The 16430-nt window shown below is 55.2% G+C and carries 17 protein-coding genes; 16 read left to right on the top strand and 1 reads right to left on the bottom strand.

From position 1 onward, the window contains the following. Positions 1-4: 4 nt before the first annotated feature. The 11 genes from AM329_RS08580 to ptsG all read left to right on the top strand — a co-directional run bounded on the left by AM329_RS08580 (position 5) and on the right by ptsG (position 10497). A complete protein-coding gene (locus AM329_RS08580; RefSeq protein WP_003857960.1) occupies positions 5-958 on the top strand; it encodes a beta-ketoacyl-ACP synthase III in 954 nt (317 codons plus the stop codon). Positions 959-973: 15 nt separating this feature from the next. Next, on the top strand, positions 974-1903 hold the full coding sequence (fabD, locus tag AM329_RS08575; RefSeq protein WP_003857958.1) for an ACP S-malonyltransferase: 930 nt from the start codon (positions 974-976) through the stop codon (positions 1901-1903). A 12-nt stretch (positions 1904-1915) separates the two neighbouring features. Beyond that, on the top strand, positions 1916-2650 hold the full coding sequence (gene fabG / locus AM329_RS08570) for a 3-oxoacyl-ACP reductase FabG (protein WP_003857956.1): 735 nt from the start codon (positions 1916-1918) through the stop codon (positions 2648-2650). 154 nt (positions 2651-2804) lie between these two features. Beyond that, positions 2805-3041, top strand: a complete 237-nt coding sequence (gene acpP / locus AM329_RS08565; protein ID WP_003857954.1) for an acyl carrier protein — start codon at positions 2805-2807, stop codon at positions 3039-3041. Positions 3042-3132: 91 nt separating this feature from the next. Beyond that, positions 3133-4374, top strand: coding sequence for a beta-ketoacyl-ACP synthase II (gene fabF / locus AM329_RS08560; RefSeq protein WP_003857950.1), 1242 nt, complete (start codon positions 3133-3135; stop codon positions 4372-4374). Positions 4375-4494: 120 nt separating this feature from the next. Continuing rightward, the gene (gene pabC, locus AM329_RS08555; protein WP_022650785.1) at positions 4495-5304 is read left to right on the top strand and encodes an aminodeoxychorismate lyase; all 810 of its coding nucleotides are present in this window, start codon (positions 4495-4497) and stop codon (positions 5302-5304) included. A gap of 2 nt (positions 5305-5306) precedes the next feature. Further along, positions 5307-6329: a cell division protein YceG gene (yceG, locus tag AM329_RS08550; RefSeq protein ID WP_032609003.1), complete on the top strand. Its 1023-nt coding sequence runs from the start codon at positions 5307-5309 to the stop codon at positions 6327-6329. Further along, a complete protein-coding gene (tmk, locus tag AM329_RS08545) occupies positions 6319-6960 on the top strand; it encodes a dTMP kinase (protein WP_003857946.1) in 642 nt (213 codons plus the stop codon). The genes yceG and tmk overlap by 11 nt, the downstream gene beginning before the upstream one ends. After that, positions 6957-7961 (top strand): DNA polymerase III subunit delta', encoded by a 1005-nt coding sequence (gene holB, locus AM329_RS08540; RefSeq protein ID WP_003857944.1) that lies wholly within the window; start codon positions 6957-6959, stop codon positions 7959-7961. The genes tmk and holB overlap by 4 nt, the downstream gene beginning before the upstream one ends. 10 nt (positions 7962-7971) lie before the next feature. Continuing rightward, positions 7972-8766, top strand: coding sequence for a metal-dependent hydrolase (locus tag AM329_RS08535; RefSeq protein ID WP_015570819.1), 795 nt, complete (start codon positions 7972-7974; stop codon positions 8764-8766). A 297-nt stretch (positions 8767-9063) separates the two neighbouring features. Next, positions 9064-10497 (top strand): PTS glucose transporter subunit IIBC, encoded by a 1434-nt coding sequence (ptsG, locus tag AM329_RS08530; protein ID WP_003857942.1) that lies wholly within the window; start codon positions 9064-9066, stop codon positions 10495-10497. Between the two features lie 141 nt (positions 10498-10638). Here the strand turns inward: ptsG and fhuE are convergent, their stop codons facing one another. Next, positions 10639-12828, bottom strand: a complete 2190-nt coding sequence (gene fhuE / locus AM329_RS08525) for a ferric-rhodotorulic acid/ferric-coprogen receptor FhuE (protein WP_032609004.1) — start codon at positions 12826-12828, stop codon at positions 10639-10641. A 353-nt stretch (positions 12829-13181) separates the two neighbouring features. Between fhuE and hinT the strand changes: the two genes are divergently transcribed. Genes hinT through nagZ form a run of 5 tightly spaced genes read left to right on the top strand, consistent with a single transcriptional unit; the run spans position 13182 to position 16417 of the window. Continuing rightward, a complete protein-coding gene (hinT, locus tag AM329_RS08520) occupies positions 13182-13541 on the top strand; it encodes a purine nucleoside phosphoramidase (protein WP_006809243.1) in 360 nt (119 codons plus the stop codon). Between the two features lies 1 nt (position 13542). Beyond that, positions 13543-13917 carry a YcfL family protein gene (locus AM329_RS08515; protein WP_003857939.1) on the top strand — a complete coding sequence of 125 codons (375 nt, stop codon included), beginning with the start codon at positions 13543-13545 and terminating at the stop codon, positions 13915-13917. 13 nt (positions 13918-13930) lie between these two features. Next, positions 13931-14575, top strand: a complete 645-nt coding sequence (gene lpoB, locus AM329_RS08510) for a penicillin-binding protein activator LpoB (RefSeq protein WP_085929697.1) — start codon at positions 13931-13933, stop codon at positions 14573-14575. Continuing rightward, complete coding sequence (gene thiK / locus AM329_RS08505; protein WP_032609005.1) at positions 14556-15380, top strand: thiamine kinase; 825 nt, start codon at positions 14556-14558, stop codon at positions 15378-15380. The genes lpoB and thiK overlap by 20 nt, the downstream gene beginning before the upstream one ends. A gap of 11 nt (positions 15381-15391) precedes the next feature. After that, positions 15392-16417, top strand: a complete 1026-nt coding sequence (nagZ, locus tag AM329_RS08500) for a beta-N-acetylhexosaminidase (protein ID WP_003857934.1) — start codon at positions 15392-15394, stop codon at positions 16415-16417. Positions 16418-16430: the final 13 nt, after the last annotated feature.

Below are 16430 nucleotides of genomic sequence, written 5' to 3'. Positions count from 1 at the left end.
GTACATGTATACGAAGATTTTAGGTACCGGCAGCTACCTGCCAAAACAAGTGCGTACCAACGCCGATCTTGAAAAAATGGTAGATACGTCTGACGAGTGGATTGTCACGCGCACAGGTATCCGTGAACGTCGTATCGCCGCGCCAGACGAAACTGTGTCCACCATGGGCTACGAAGCCGCTCAGCGAGCGCTTGAGATGGCTGGCATTGATAAAGAACAGATCGGGCTTATTGTGGTGGCGACCACCTCTGCCACGCATGCCTTCCCAAGCGCAGCGTGCCAGGTGCAGAACATGCTCGGCATCAAAGGCTGCCCGGCATTTGATGTTGCAGCAGCATGCGCGGGTTTCACCTATGCACTGAGCATCGCCGATCAGTATGTAAAATCGGGCGCCGTAAAATATGCGCTGGTGATCGGCGCTGACGTGCTGGCGCGTACCTGCGATCCAACCGATCGCGGCACGATCATTATTTTTGGCGATGGCGCGGGCGCGGTGCTGCTGGGGCAGTCCGAAGAGCCGGGCATCATCTCCACGCACCTGCATGCCGATGGCCGCTACGGCGAGCTGTTAACGCTGCCTAACGCCGATCGCGTTAATCCGGACAGTTCAATTTACCTGACAATGGCAGGTAACGAAGTGTTTAAAGTGGCCGTGACTGAACTGGCTCACATCGTTGATGAGACGCTGGAAGCGAACAATCTGGACCGCGCCGCACTCGACTGGCTGGTACCGCATCAGGCTAACCTGCGTATTATCAGCGCGACGGCGAAGAAGTTGGGCATGTCTATGGATAACGTTGTGGTGACGCTCGATCGCCACGGCAACACCTCTGCGGCATCGGTACCGTGCGCATTTGACGAAGCGGTACGCGATGGACGAATTAAACGGGGCCAACTGGTCTTGCTTGAAGCCTTTGGTGGCGGGTTCACCTGGGGTTCCGCGCTGGTTCGTTTCTAGGATAAGGATTAAAAAATGACGCAATTTGCTTTTGTGTTCCCGGGACAGGGCTCGCAAACTGTTGGGATGTTGTCTGAAATGGCAGCAAACTATCCGGTTATTGAAGAGACTTTCCGTGAAGCTTCTGACGCGCTGGGTTATGATCTGTGGGCGCTGACCCAACAGGGCCCCGCTGAAGAACTGAACAAAACCTGGCAGACTCAACCGGCACTGCTGGCGGCATCCGTCGCATTGTGGCGCGTATGGCAGCAGCAGGGCGGCAAAGCGCCGACGCTGATGGCGGGTCATAGCCTCGGTGAATACTCTGCGCTGGTCTGCGCTGGCGTGATTGCCTTCGCTGACGCGGTACGCCTGGTTGAATTGCGTGGTAAATTCATGCAGGAAGCGGTGCCAGAAGGCACGGGCGGCATGTCTGCCATCATCGGTCTGGATGATGCTTCTATCGCTAAAGCCTGTGAAGAATCTGCTGAAGGTCAGGTCGTTTCTCCGGTAAACTTTAACTCGCCAGGCCAGGTGGTAATCGCGGGTCATAAAGAAGCGGTTGAGCGTGCAGGCGCTGCCTGTAAAGCTGCGGGCGCAAAACGTGCACTGCCCCTGCCGGTGAGCGTGCCGTCTCACTGCGCGCTGATGAAGCCCGCAGCCGATAAGCTCGCGGTTGAGCTGGAAAAAATGACCTTTAACGCACCGACGATTTCCGTTGTGAATAACGTCGATGTGAAGTGCGAAACCGCGCCGGAGGCTATCCGTAACGCGCTGGTTCGCCAGCTCTACAGCCCGGTTCAGTGGACTAAAACTGTTGAATTTATGGCGTCTCAGGGCGTGGAACATCTGTATGAAGTCGGTCCAGGTAAAGTACTTACCGGTCTGACAAAACGTATTGTAGATACCCTGACTGCCTCGGCGATTAACGAGCCGGAAGCCATGAAAGCGGCACTCTCGCAATAAAAGAGGAATACCATGAGTTTTGAAGGAAAAATTGCCCTGGTGACCGGCGCAAGCCGCGGTATTGGGCGCGCTATTGCTGAAACACTGGTTGCGCGCGGCGCAACGGTGATCGGGACTGCGACCAGCGAGAATGGCGCACAGGCCATCAGCGACTATCTGGGTGCGAACGGTAAAGGTCTGGTACTGAATGTGACTGAACCAGCATCTATCGAATCTGTTCTGGAAAATATTCGCGCAGAGTTTGGCGAAGTGGATATTCTGGTCAATAATGCCGGGATCACTCGCGACAACCTGCTGATGCGAATGAAAGACGACGAGTGGAACGATATTATCGAAACCAACCTGTCATCTGTATTCCGTCTGTCAAAAGCGGTAATGCGCGCTATGATGAAAAAGCGTCATGGTCGTATTATCACTGTAGGTTCTGTGGTTGGTACCATGGGAAATGCTGGTCAGGCTAACTACGCTGCGGCGAAAGCAGGTCTGATCGGTTTCAGTAAGTCGCTGGCGCGTGAAGTCGCGTCCCGCGGAATTACTGTAAACGTTGTTGCTCCGGGCTTTATTGAAACGGACATGACGCGTGCGCTAACTGATGAGCAGCGTGCGGGTACGCTGGCGGCAGTTCCAGCGGGTCGTCTTGGCGACCCTAAAGAAATCGCCAGCGCGGTTGCATTTTTAGCCTCTGACGAAGCGGGTTACATCACTGGTGAAACCCTCCACGTCAACGGCGGGATGTACATGGTTTAATCACGATCGAAAATATTTGCGTTATTTGGGCAAATGGCCTCAAAATAACGTAAAATCGTGGTAAGACCTGCCGGGATTTAGTTGCAAATTTTTCAACATTTTATACACTACGAAAACCATCGCGAAAGCGAGTTTTGATAGGAAATTTAAGAGTATGAGCACTATCGAAGAACGCGTTAAGAAAATTATCGGCGAACAGCTGGGCGTTAAGCAGGAAGAAGTTGTGAACTCCGCTTCCTTTGTTGAAGACCTGGGCGCAGATTCTCTTGACACCGTTGAGCTGGTAATGGCTCTGGAAGAAGAGTTTGATACTGAGATTCCGGACGAAGAAGCTGAGAAAATCACCACCGTTCAGGCTGCCATTGATTACATCAACGGTCACCAGGCGTAAGTGAACATCTCCAGGCGGTCATTCGACCGCCTGAGTTTTATCTTTTGTTGTCCCACGAATCTCTTTTTTTATCCCTCCCTGGAGGACAAGCGTGTCTAAGCGTCGTGTAGTTGTGACCGGACTTGGCATGTTGTCTCCTGTCGGCAATACCGTAGAGTCCACCTGGAAAGCTCTCCTTGCCGGTCAGAGCGGCATCAGCCTAATCGACCATTTCGATACTAGCGCCTATGCAACGAAATTTGCTGGCTTAGTAAAGGATTTTAACTGTGAAGAGATCATCTCGCGCAAAGAACAGCGCAAGATGGATGCCTTCATTCAATATGGAATTGTCGCTGGCGTTCAGGCCATGCAGGATTCTGGCCTTGAGATTACGGAAGAGAACGCGACCCGTATCGGCGCCGCTATCGGCTCCGGGATTGGCGGTCTTGGTCTGATTGAAGAAAACCATACATCTCTGATGAATGGCGGCCCGCGTAAAATCAGCCCGTTCTTCGTTCCGTCTACGATTGTCAACATGGTGGCAGGTCACCTGACCATTATGTTCGGCCTGCGTGGCCCAAGCATCTCAATCGCGACAGCCTGTACGTCTGGCGTGCATAACATCGGCCAGGCCGCGCGTATCATTGCGTACGGCGATGCAGATGCTATGGTTGCGGGCGGCGCTGAAAAAGCCAGTACCCCACTGGGCGTCGGTGGTTTCGGTGCAGCGCGTGCGCTCTCTACCCGAAACGATAATCCTCAGGCGGCGAGCCGTCCGTGGGATAAAGACCGTGATGGTTTCGTGCTGGGTGACGGTGCAGGCATGATCGTACTGGAAGAGTACGAACACGCGAAAAAACGTGGCGCGAAAATTTATGCTGAAGTTGTTGGCTTTGGCATGAGCAGCGATGCTTATCACATGACGTCTCCTCCAGAGAATGGCGCAGGTGCTGCGCTGGCGATGGAAAACGCCATCCGTGATGCGGGCATTACGCCGGCACAGATTGGCTACGTTAACGCGCATGGGACGTCTACCCCTGCGGGCGATAAAGCAGAAGCGCAGGCTGTTAAGTCTATCTTCGGCGAATCTGCCAGCCGTGTGCTGGTGAGCTCCACGAAATCCATGACCGGTCACCTGCTGGGCGCTGCGGGGGCAGTAGAGTCAATCTACTCTATTCTCGCGCTGCGCGATCAGGCTGTACCACCAACCATCAACCTGGATAACCCGGATGAAGGTTGCGATCTGGACTTCGTTCCTCACGAAGCGCGCCAGGTTAGCGGTATGGAGTATACCCTGTGTAACTCCTTCGGCTTCGGTGGGACTAACGGTTCTCTGATCTTCAAAAAGGTCTGAGTCTGGTTAGTCGCTGACGATAAAAAAGGTCCGCTTGCCGGGCCTTTTTTATTAGGCGAAATCCCCTTGTCCGGCTGTCCACATCCTGCCAGACTGAGCCTCCACGCATAAGGAGCCACTATGTTTTTGATTAATGGCCTTGAGCAAGACACGCTGCCGGCAAGCGACAGGGCGACCCAGTTTGGCGATGGCTGTTTCACGACTGCGCGTATTCTCGACGGTGACATGTGCCTGCTCGGGGCCCATATCCTTCGTTTACAAAAAGCCTGCGAAACATTACTGATCCCCTTCTCGCAGTGGGACATTCTTGAAAGTGAGATGCGTCGGCTGGCGTCAGAAAAAGCAAGCGGCGTCCTGAAAGTCATTATCAGCCGCGGGAGCGGTGGCCGGGGCTATAGCGGTTCTGCCTGTCTGCATCCTACGCGGATCCTTTCCGTTTCAGATTATCCTTCCCATTATGCGCACTGGCGTGAAGAGGGCGTAGCCCTGGCGCTAAGTCCGGTACGTCTGGGAAGAAACCCGATGCTCGCTGGCATAAAACATCTCAACCGCCTTGAACAGGTGCTAATTCGTACTCATCTTGAGCAGACGGAGGCCGGGGAGGCGCTGGTTCTTGACAGCGAAGGGTACATTACGGAATGCTGTGCGGCTAATTTACTCTGGCGGAAGGGCAGTGACGTGTTCACGCCTTCGCTGGAGCAGGCCGGCGTCAACGGCATTATGCGGCAGTTTTGTATGCACCAGCTGGCACGCGCAGGCTTTCGCGTTGTCGAAGTCAACGCTAAGGAAGAGGCGCTGTTGGCTGCCGATGAAGTTGTTATCTGCAATGCGCTGATGCCCGTTGTCCCCGTTCGCGCTTATGGCCGCAAATGCTGGTCATCCCGCGAGCTGTTCCAGTTTCTGGCCCCGTTATGTGAGCAAACCAGGTAGTCATGAAGAAAATGTTACGCTTTGTCCTCCTTCTGATCGTTGCGTTAGGTATCGCTGGCGGAGCAGGAGTGTGGAAAGTCCGTCAGCTGGCGGAGAGTCAGATCCTGATAAAAGACGAGACGATTTTTACCCTGAAAGCGGGGACCGGGCGGCAGGCGCTTGGTCAGCAGCTGTATGACGACAAAATTATCAATCGCCCACGCGTATTCCAGTGGCTGCTGCGTATTGAACCGGACCTGTCCCATTTCAAGGCCGGTACCTATCGCTTTACCCCTGGCATGACCGTGCGCGAGATGCTGCAACTGCTGGAAAGTGGTAAAGAAGCCCAGTTCCCGCTGCGTTTCGTGGAAGGTATGCGTCTGAGCGATTACCTCAGGCAGCTGCGTGACGCGCCGTACATCAAGCATACGCTGAAAGATGACCGCTACCAGACCGTGGCAGACGCCTTAAAATTCGAACATCCCGAGTGGGTGGAAGGCTGGTTCTGGCCCGATACGTGGATGTATACGGCAGGCACGACGGATGTGGCCATGCTGAAGCGCGCGCACAACAAAATGGTCGCGGCGGTAGACGCTGCCTGGGAAGGGCGAGCAGAAGGCCTGCCTTATAAAGATCAAAACCAGTTCATGACGATGGCCTCGATCATCGAGAAAGAGACGGCCGTTGCTGCCGAACGTGACCAGGTTGCCTCGGTGTTTATTAACCGTCTGCGCATCGGCATGCGTTTGCAAACCGATCCTACCGTCATCTACGGCATGGGCGAAAACTACAACGGCAGGATTTCCAGAAAAGATCTGGAGACGCCAACGGCGTATAATACTTACGTGATTAGCGGCCTGCCGCCTGGACCGATTGCGACGCCGAGTGAAGCATCGTTGAAGGCCGCCGCGCACCCGGCCAAAACGCCGTATCTCTATTTTGTGGCTGACGGAAAAGGGGGGCACACGTTCAATACCAACCTGGCCAGCCACAATCGCTCCGTTCAGGACTATCTGAAGGCACTTAAGGAAAAAAATGCGCAGTAAATACATTGTCATTGAGGGACTCGAAGGGGCGGGCAAAACAACTGCCCGTAACGTGGTGGTGGATACGCTTACGTCGCTTGGCGTTGCCGACATGGTCTTCACCCGCGAGCCGGGCGGTACGCAGCTGGCGGAAAAACTGCGCAGCCTGGTTCTGGATATCAAATCCGTTGGCGATGAAGTTATTACCGACAAAGCGGAAGTGCTGATGTTCTATGCGGCGCGCGTTCAGCTGGTGGAGACGGTGATCAAACCCGCTCTGGCAGAAGGGAAATGGGTGATTGGCGATCGCCACGATCTCTCAACCCAGGCATATCAGGGCGGTGGCCGGGGTATCGACCAGACCATGCTGGCTACGCTTCGCGACGCGGTTCTGGGCGATTTCCGTCCTGACCTGACGCTGTATCTGGACGTGACCCCTGAGGTGGGCCTGAAGCGCGCCCGTGCCCGCGGCGAACTGGACCGCATTGAACAGGAATCTTTTGATTTCTTTAACCGCACCCGTGCGCGTTATCTGGAACTGGCCGGGCAGGACAAGACCATTCGTACCATCGATGCGACGCAATCTCTTGAAGACGTTACGCGTGATATTCAGCAGACTGTTACGCAGTGGCTACAGGAGCAGCAGGCATGAAATGGTATCCATGGTTGCGCCCACACTTTGAACAGCTGATCGGCAGCTATCAGGTTGGTCGGGGGCATCATGCGTTACTGATCCAGGCGCTTCCGGGAATGGGTGATGATGCGTTGATTTACGCCATCACCCGCTTTCTGATGTGCCAACAGCCGGAAGGACATAAAAGCTGCGGTAAGTGCCGGGGTTGCCAGCTCATGCAGGCGGGCACGCATCCTGACTATTACACCCTCGAACCCGAGAAAGGCAAAAATACGCTCGGTATCGACGCGGTGCGTGAGGTCAGTGAGAAACTGTACGAATATGCGCGTCTGGGCGGGGCGAAAGTGGTGTGGCTGAAAGACGCCGCGCTGCTCACGGAAGCCGCAGCCAACGCCCTGTTAAAAACCCTGGAAGAGCCGCCAGAGAACACCTGGTTTTTCCTCTCCTGCCGCGAGCCGGAACGCTTGCTGGCGACGCTGCGCAGTCGCTGCCGTCTTCACCACCTCGCTGTCCCTCAGGAATCCTGGTCGCTCGCCTGGCTTGAGCGAGAAGTGACGGTGTCACAAGACGCGGCGCGCTCGGCGTTGCGCCTGTGCAGCGGTGCGCCTGCGGCTGCGCTGGCCTTATTGCAGCCGGAGGTGTGGTCCCAGCGTGAAACGCTGTGTCGTGCGGTTGAATCAGCCCTCGACAGCCATGACTGGCTGAGCATGCTGCCAGCGCTGAACAGCGATCAGGCTCCGGAACGGCTGCACTGGCTGGCCGCACTGCTGCTGGATGCGCTCAAAATCCAGCAGGGGGCTACGCTTCTGACTAACCCTGACGTGTGGGCGTTGGTCACCACACTGGCGAATCGCCTGTCAGGGCAGTCGCTGCACGCTATCCTTCATGATATCTGCCAGAGTCGTGAACAACTTTTGACGGTAACCGGTCTCAATCGCGAGCTTTTACTGACCGACCAGTTACTGCGTATCGAACACTACCTGCAACCGGGTGTCATACCGCCGGTTTCCCACCTCTGAGAGAGACATTATGTTTTTAGTCGACTCACACTGCCATCTCGATGGCCTGGATTATCAATCCCTGCATAAAAATGTGGACGACGTGCTGGCGAAAGCCGCCGCGCGCGATGTGAAATTTTGCCTGGCCGTGGCGACCACGCTGCCGGGTTACCGCTCCATGCGTGAACTGGTAGGCGAGCGCGATAATGTCGTCTTCTCCTGCGGCGTGCATCCGCTGAATCAGGATGAAGCTTACGACGTTGAGGATTTACGCCGTCTTGCCGCAGAAGAGGGCGTAGTGGCGATGGGCGAGACCGGTCTGGACTATTTCTACACCCCCGAAACAAAACCTCGCCAGCAGGAATCCTTCCGCAACCACATCCGTATTGGCCGTGAGCTGAATAAGCCGGTTATCGTTCATACCCGCGATGCGCGCGCCGACACGCTGGCGATCCTGCGGGAAGAAAAGGTGACGGATTGCGGTGGCGTACTACACTGTTTCACAGAAGACAGAGAAACGGCGGGTAAGCTGCTTGATTTAGGCTTTTATATTTCATTCTCGGGGATTGTCACGTTCCGCAATGCTGAGCAACTGCGTGATGCGGCGCGCTATGTTCCGCTGGATCGTATTCTGGTGGAAACCGATTCCCCGTACCTGGCGCCGGTGCCTCATCGCGGCAAAGAGAATCAGCCAGCGATGACCCGGGATGTCGCTGAGTATATGGCCGTTCTGAAAGGTGTCAGTATTGAAGAGCTGGCTCGCGTGACAACGGAAAACTTCGCCAGCCTGTTCCATATCGACCCCGCCCGCCTGCAATCTGTCTGATACACCTGTTATTTTTAGGCTCGTAATTAATAAGTAAAACGAGTAAAGTTCACCGCCTCATTTGGGGCGGTGATGGCGTTTTTAGACACATCCAGACATGCTTTATGTAAATATCTGCAAGTTTTTTGGCCGTCTTGAACTGAAACGTGATAGCCGTCAAACAAACTCAGAGGGAATTATTTTACTCTGTGTAATAAATAAAGGGCGCTTAGATGTCCTGTCCACGGCGCGGTACTCCCCCCGGGCCAATGCGTGAAAACGTAAAAAAAGCACAAATACTCAGGAGCACTCTCAATTATGTTTAAGAATGCATTTGCTAACCTGCAAAAGGTCGGTAAATCGCTGATGCTGCCAGTATCCGTACTACCTATCGCAGGTATCCTGCTGGGTGTCGGTTCTGCAAACTTCAGCTGGCTGCCAGCCGTAGTTTCCCACGTGATGGCCGAAGCAGGCGGTTCTGTTTTTGCTAACATGCCGCTGATCTTCGCTATCGGTGTTGCTCTGGGCTTCACCAATAACGACGGTGTATCTGCTCTGGCGTCCGTTGTTGCTTACGGCATCATGGTGAAAACCATGGCTGTGGTTGCGCCGCTGGTACTGCATTTACCTGCTGAAGAGATTGCCGCTAAGCATCTGGCGGACACCGGTGTTCTCGGTGGTATCATCTCCGGTGCGATTGCAGCGTATATGTTTAACCGCTTCTATCGCATCAAGCTGCCTGAGTATCTGGGCTTCTTCGCGGGTAAACGTTTTGTGCCGATCATTTCTGGTCTGGCCGCGATTTTCACCGGTGTGGTCCTGTCCTTCATCTGGCCACCAATCGGTACGGCAATCCAGACCTTCTCTCAGTGGGCGGCTTACCAGAACCCGGTTGTGGCGTTCGGCATCTACGGCTTCATTGAGCGCTGCCTGGTACCATTTGGTCTGCATCACATCTGGAACGTTCCATTCCAGATGCAGATTGGTGAATACACCAACGCAGCAGGCCAGGTGTTCCACGGCGACATCCCACGCTACATGGCGGGTGACCCAACGGCAGGTAAACTGTCTGGTGGCTTCCTGTTCAAAATGTACGGTCTGCCAGCTGCCGCAATTGCGATTTGGCACTCTGCTAAACCAGAGAACCGTGCAAAAGTGGGCGGTATCATGATCTCCGCAGCGCTGACCTCGTTCCTGACCGGTATCACCGAGCCGATCGAGTTCTCCTTCATGTTCGTTGCGCCGATCCTGTACATCATCCACGCTGTACTGGCAGGTCTGGCATTCCCAATCTGTATCCTGCTGGGTATGCGTGACGGTACGTCCTTCTCTCACGGTCTGATCGACTTCATCGTTCTGTCCGGTAACAGCAGCAAGCTGTGGCTGTTCCCAATCGTGGGTGCAGGCTACGCAGTGGTGTACTACACCGTCTTCCGCGTGCTGATCAAAGCACTGGACCTGAAAACGCCGGGTCGTGAAGATGCAACGGAAGACAGCAAAGCCGGTGCGACCAGCGAAATGGCGCCTGCTCTGGTAGCTGCTTTCGGTGGTAAAGAGAACATCACTAACCTGGACGCGTGTATCACTCGTCTGCGTGTGAGCGTTGCCGACGTTGCGAAAGTAGACCAGCCGGGTCTGAAAAAACTGGGCGCAGCGGGCGTCGTTGTTGCAGGTTCTGGTGTTCAGGCTATCTTCGGTACGAAATCCGATAACCTGAAAACCGAAATGGATGAGTACATCCGCAACAACTAAGCTGTGACCTGGGGAGACTAAGGCAGCCGAATGGCTGCCTTTTTTATTATTGCGGCTTGTGGTGCCGGGTGGCGGCTGCGCTTTACCTGGCCTACGTGATGGGTACGCCCGGTAAGCGCAGCGCCACCGGGCTTCTGTCACTCAGAAATCGTAGCTCGCGCTCACCGAGACGTTCAGCGGCGCGCCATACACTACATAAGAGCCGACGTAATCGTAATACTCTTTGTCGAACAGGTTGTTGACGTTAGCCTGTACCGCAAAATCTTTGGTGACCTGATAACGGCTGAACAGGTTCACCAGCCCATAGCTGCCTTGCTCCGCGCGGGAACGTCCTGCCGGGCCGCCTTCCACGTCCGTCCACACTTTGTTCTGCCAGTTTACGCCACCGCCCACGGTCAGTTCCGGCAGCATTGGCAACTGATAGCGGGTGAAGAGCTTCATGGTTGTGCGCGGCTGATCGGAGCTGACGGCGTTGCCATTCTTATCTTCTGCGATGTAACGCGTCGCGCCGAAGGTCAGCTGCCAGTTATCGGTCAGGGCACCGTTGAGCTCGAACTCGACCCCTTTGCTGACCACCCCGTCCAGCGATTCATAGATCGACTCACCGCTCGGCATGTAGGTATAGGTATTGCTGGCGACGTTATCCTGCTCAATGCGGAAAATCGCCAGTGAGGTGGTGAGGCGGGTATTAAACCAGTCTGCCTTCACCCCGGCTTCGTAGCTTTTGCCCGTGGTAGGGTCGAGATAACGTCCGTTGGCATCGCGCTTATCCTGCGGCTGGAAGATAGAGGTATAGCTGACGTAGGTCGACCAGTCCTCATTGATGTCATACACCAGGCCAGCGTACGGCGTGACATCATCTTTGGTGCTTTCCAGACGGGTATTCGGCGATCCTGCCGGGTTATAACGAATATTGTATTGGGTGTAGCGCGCGCCCAGGATCAGGTGCAGCGGATCGGCCAGCGAGAAACGAGCCGAAGAATAGGCTGAAGACTGGCGAATATCATCCTTGCTGTAGAGTTTCCACGGCGTCCACTGCGGATCGGCGATGTTCCCGTTCCAGTTCTTAAAGTTGCCGACATCCACCATGCCGTATACCGCATCCGGCATGGAGTTGTCGTAATGGTTACGTTGACGGCTGAAGCTGCCGCCGAACATCATTTCATGTTGACGACCAAAGAGATCGAAGCCGCCGCGCAGGAAGGCGTCGACCGCATCCTGTTTACGTTCCCCACGGTTCCAGCCGCCGTAACCTACCAGGCCCGCACCGGTCTCTTTATCCGGATAGCCGGACATATACATCAGTTTGGAGTCGAAGTTGGTTTCAGCGTGCATACCGTTGATATGCGCTTCCCAGCCATTATCGAAACGCTGAGTCAGGTTAGCGAAGATGCGGGTGCTGTCTTTATCTGAATAGGCCCAGTCAGGCGCGACGGTCTGGCTGCGATTGTAGTGGGTCTTACTTCCGTCGCTGTACCAGGTCGGCAGTCCGCCCCAGGTTGGGTCGGCGGTATGGCTTTCCTGATACTCATACCCTACCGAGAGAGTCGTGCTGTCGGTGACATCCGCGTCCATCACGCCGTAGAGGAATTTCTTCCGGTAGTGGTAGTTATCCACGAAGCTGTCGTTGTCCTGATAACCGGTGATCAGACGACCCCGTACCTTACCTGACTCTACCAGCGGCGCCTGGAGATCCAGCACGTAGCGCTGCTTGTCCCAGCTGCCGTAGCTGGCGGAGACGTTACCTTTAAATTCCGGGCTGTCCGCGTGCTTACGCACCATATTAACGTACGCCGCCGGGTTCCCCGTGCCGGACATCAGGCCGGTGGCGCCGCGAACCACTTCAATGCGGTCATAAATCGCGGTATCGGCGGCGGTATCACCAAAGTTCCACACTTCACTGATGGAGGTTGGCAAGTCGTCATAGGCGTAGTTGCTGACGAAAAAGCCGCGTGAGTAAAACACGGTACGGTCGCTGTCCTGCACCTGGGCCGTAATGCCCGTGGTGTTCGTCAGCACCTGTCCGATGGATTGCAGATTCTGGTCAGCCATACGTTGCTGGCTGATAACGCTGACGGACTGTGGGATGTCGCGGGGAACCAACAACAGTTTGGTGCCGGTGGTGGTGGTTTTTACGCTGTAATCCTGATCCTGGCTGGCAGAAAGATCCTGTGTGTTGTCAAAACCCCCGTCAACGACAACGGTATCTTCGGTGGTTGAAGCAGCGAAAGCGGCGGTTGGCGTCAATGCCATAGCAATGCAGGCGGCCAGCAACGAAGGTGTTGCGGCAGGCTGACGTTGCCCATCCCTGGTGTGATTAATGAAAGACATCATCAAACCCTTAGTGAATGGTGAAGGTATTTCGCGACAGTCCCGCTAGCACGGGCTGACGTCGTTTTCTATGTTAAAAATGCGCATGAAAATGCAAATGCGAAATATACGCATTGTGATTAACGCTGTAAACAGATGTTTCGGGATGAACTGAAATAAGGTTTCAGAAAAGAAAAGTCCTAAAGCGATGCCTCTTCAGCCAGATGGGGGACAATCAGGAAAGAAATCACGGGAGAAGGTTGAAAGGACAGGAGAAACTCGCTCATACTCTTGTCTTGTGTCACGCAGTAAATCAGACAATGTGTGTTAACAACGGACGCACGACGCCAGATTAAACTTAAAAGGAAAAGGTCATGGCTGAAGAAACGATTTTCAGTAAAATTATCCGCCGCGAAATTCCGTCGGATATTGTCTATCAGGATGAACTGGTCACGGCTTTCCGCGACATTTCTCCCCAGGCGCCGACGCACATCCTTATTATTCCCAATATTCTGATCCCGACCGTTAATGACGTTAAAACCGAGCATGAAGTGGCGCTGGGCCGTATGCTGACGGTGGCCGCGAAAATCGCTGAGCAGGAAGGGATTGCTGAAGACGGATACCGTTTGATCATGAACTGTAATCGCCATGGCGGCCAGGAAGTCTATCATATTCATATGCATCTGCTGGGTGGACGTCCACTGGGACCGATGCTGGCACATAAAGGTCTTTAATATGTTAACTGGGCGTATTGCAGCGCTGATCGTGACGCTGGTAATGGTTGGGTGCAGCGCGCGTCCAGCCATCCCGGTCAGTGAAGAACAGACGCTGGTGATGGAGTCCTCAGTGCTTGCTGCGGGCATCACGGCGGAGAAGCCTTCGCTGACCATAAGCGAAATCCAGTCTTCAGCCTCTTCTACGCTCTATAACGAAAGGCAAGAGCCAGTGACGGTGCATTATCGCTTCTACTGGTATGACGTGAGAGGTCTTGAGATGCACCCGCTTGAGGCGCCGCGCAGCGTGACCATCCCGGCAAGATCGTCGGTCACGCTCTACGGCAGCGCCAGCTATCTGGGTGCACATAAGGTGAGACTTTATCTTTATTTGTAAGGAGTGAACCTTGATTAAAACAATGAGCCGTTATGCGCTCCTGAGTGCCTTTGCACTCTTTCTGGCGGGTTGTGTGACGCGAACGGAAGAACCTGCACCGGTGGATCAGGCGAAGCCGGGAACGGAACAGCCAACAACGCCAGCGCAGCCTGTTCCAACCGTGCCGTCTGTACCGACCATTCCGGCGCAGCCTGGCCCGATCGAACATCCGGACGACACCGCACAGCCTGCGCCGCGAGTACGCCACTATGACTGGAATGGCGCAATGCAGCCGATGGTGGGCAAAATGTTGCAGGCACAGGGTGTTACGCCCGGCAGCGTGCTGCTGGTGGACAGCGTGAACAACCGTACAAACGGTTCCCTGAATGCGGGAGAAGCGACGGAAACCCTGCGCAACGCGCTGGCAAACAACGGTAAATTTACGCTGGTCTCTGCTCAGCAGCTCGCGGTCGCAAAGCAGCAGCTTGGTCTGTCGCCTCAGGACAGCCTGGGTTCGCGCAGTAAAGCGATTGGTATTGCCCGCAACGTTGGCGCGCAGTATGTCCTTTATTCAAACGCGACAGGCAACGTGAACACGCCGTCGTTGCAGATGCAGTTAATGCTGGTTCAGACCGGCGAAATTATCTGGTCAGGTAAAGGTGCCGTTACGCAACAATAAGCGCACGCGTCATGAGGTCCTGACGCGTTATTTCCCTCAATACCATGTTATCGCGCCGCAAGCCCCCGCCGGGCTTGGCGGCGCGAGTTGCATTATTGAGCATGGCGACCATCGGCTGGTTTTACGTCAGCATCACGATGCCGCCGCGCCTGCCTCCCATTTTCGTCGCCAGTTCCGCGCCCTGAAGCGCCTGCCCGCCGACCTTGCGCCACAACCTCATCTCTTTATCAGAGACTGGATGGCGGTGGCGTTTATTGCGGGTGAGATCAAAAGCGAGCTTCCCGATACGCCTGCGCTGGCAGCCATGCTGTATCATCTGCATCGCCAGCCGCGTCTGGGCTGGCGGGTAACGTTACTTCCTTTGCTGGATCACTACTGGCAGCAGGCTGCGCCTGGACGACGCACGCCCTACTGGCTGGCGCAGCTTAAGCGGTTGCGTAAAGCGGGAGAGCCGCAGGCGTTACGTCTGGCGCCGCTGCATATGGATGTCCACGCGGGGAATATCGTTCATACCACGGCAGGCGAGAAACTTATCGACTGGGAATATGCCGGAGACGGTGACGTGGCGCTCGAACTTGCTGCGGTCTGGATGCCTGATGAGGCGTCGCGCGAGCAGCTGATAACCGCCTATGCCCGAAACGCCAACATCAATTCGCTCACCCTTGCGCGGCAGGTCGCGCGCTGGCGTCCGTGGGTGTTGATGCTGATGGCGGGATGGTTTGAAATGCGCCTTCAGCAGACAGGTGACAAACAATTTATTGCGCTGGCAAATGATGCCTGGCGTCAGTTACAAACGAAAGGATAAGAGAGGTTGGTGTGGGTCCAGTAATGTTGGATGTCGAAGGGTTTGAGCTGGATGCGGAAGAGCGCGAAATTCTGGCACATCCGCTGGTAGGGGGGCTGATTCTTTTCACCCGCAATTATCATGATCCGGAGCAGTTGCGTGAGCTGGTTCGCCAGATCCGTGCGGCGTCGCGCAATCACCTGGTGGTGGCCGTAGACCAGGAAGGTGGGCGTGTGCAGCGTTTCCGCGAAGGGTTTACCCGTTTACCCGCCGCGCAATCTTTTGCTGCGCTGCTGGGGATCGAAGAGGGCGGTCAACTGGCGCAGGATGCCGGCTGGCTGATGGCCAGCGAGATGATCGCCATGGATATCGACATCAGCTTCGCCCCGGTGCTGGACGTAGGACACATTAGCGCGGCAATTGGTGAGCGTTCGTATCATGACGATCCGCGTATTGCGCTGGCAATGGCGACGCGCTTTATTGACGGTATGCATGCTGCGGGCATGAAAACCACCGGCAAACATTTCCCGGGCCACGGGGCGGTGACGGCAGATTCCCATAAAGAAACCCCGCGCGATCCGCGCCCGGAAGCAGACATTCGCGCTAAAGATATGTCGGTTTTCCGCTCGCTGATCGCTGATAACAAGCTGGATGCCATCATGCCTGCGCACGTCATCTACAGTGAGGTCGATCCGCGTCCGGCCAGCGGCTCTCCACACTGGCTTAAAACCGTGCTGCGTCAGGAGTTAGGCTTCAATGGCGTAATTTTCTCTGACGATTTATCCATGGAAGGGGCGGCGATTATGGGTAGCTATGCCGAACGTGGGCAGGCTTCGCTGGATGCGGGTTGCGATATGATCCTCGTCTGCAATAATCGTAAAGGGGCGGTGAGCGTGCTGGATAACCTGTCGCCGATCAATGCTGAACGTGTTACACAATTGTATCATAAAGGTTCATTTAGTCGTCAGGAGCTGATGGACTCGGCGCGCTGGAAAACGGTAAACGCCCGGCTTGAAGCCCTGAACGAGCGCTGGCAGGCACATAAAGCAGCCCTTTAATTCATCCCGGAAG

Origin of the sequence: Enterobacter cloacae complex sp. AR_0002 (genome assembly GCF_001922365.1) — a bacterium.
In the GTDB taxonomy this organism is placed as follows: Bacteria; Pseudomonadota; Gammaproteobacteria; order Enterobacterales; family Enterobacteriaceae; genus Enterobacter; species Enterobacter hormaechei_C.
This window is presented reverse-complemented; position numbering and strand designations above follow the sequence as displayed.

Bases quoted from the DNA above. Each gene is read 5' to 3' on its own strand.
- acpP (WP_003857954.1), top strand. From the start codon at position 2,805: ATGAGCACTATCGAAGAACGCGTTAAGAAAATTATCGGCGAACAGCTG.
- fabD (WP_003857958.1), top strand. From the start codon at position 974: ATGACGCAATTTGCTTTTGTGTTCCCGGGACAGGGCTCGCAAACTGTT.
- pabC (WP_022650785.1), top strand. From the start codon at position 4,495: ATGTTTTTGATTAATGGCCTTGAGCAAGACACGCTGCCGGCAAGCGAC.
- hinT (WP_006809243.1), top strand. From the start codon at position 13,182: ATGGCTGAAGAAACGATTTTCAGTAAAATTATCCGCCGCGAAATTCCG.
- AM329_RS08535 (WP_015570819.1), top strand. From the start codon at position 7,972: ATGTTTTTAGTCGACTCACACTGCCATCTCGATGGCCTGGATTATCAA.
- AM329_RS08580 (WP_003857960.1), top strand. From the start codon at position 5: ATGTATACGAAGATTTTAGGTACCGGCAGCTACCTGCCAAAACAAGTG.
- AM329_RS08515 (WP_003857939.1), top strand. From the start codon at position 13,543: ATGTTAACTGGGCGTATTGCAGCGCTGATCGTGACGCTGGTAATGGTT.
- holB (WP_003857944.1), top strand. From the start codon at position 6,957: ATGAAATGGTATCCATGGTTGCGCCCACACTTTGAACAGCTGATCGGC.
- tmk (WP_003857946.1), top strand. From the start codon at position 6,319: ATGCGCAGTAAATACATTGTCATTGAGGGACTCGAAGGGGCGGGCAAA.
- fabG (WP_003857956.1), top strand. From the start codon at position 1,916: ATGAGTTTTGAAGGAAAAATTGCCCTGGTGACCGGCGCAAGCCGCGGT.
- ptsG (WP_003857942.1), top strand. From the start codon at position 9,064: ATGTTTAAGAATGCATTTGCTAACCTGCAAAAGGTCGGTAAATCGCTG.
- fhuE (WP_032609004.1), bottom strand. From the start codon at position 12,828: ATGTCTTTCATTAATCACACCAGGGATGGGCAACGTCAGCCTGCCGCA.
- yceG (WP_032609003.1), top strand. From the start codon at position 5,307: ATGAAGAAAATGTTACGCTTTGTCCTCCTTCTGATCGTTGCGTTAGGT.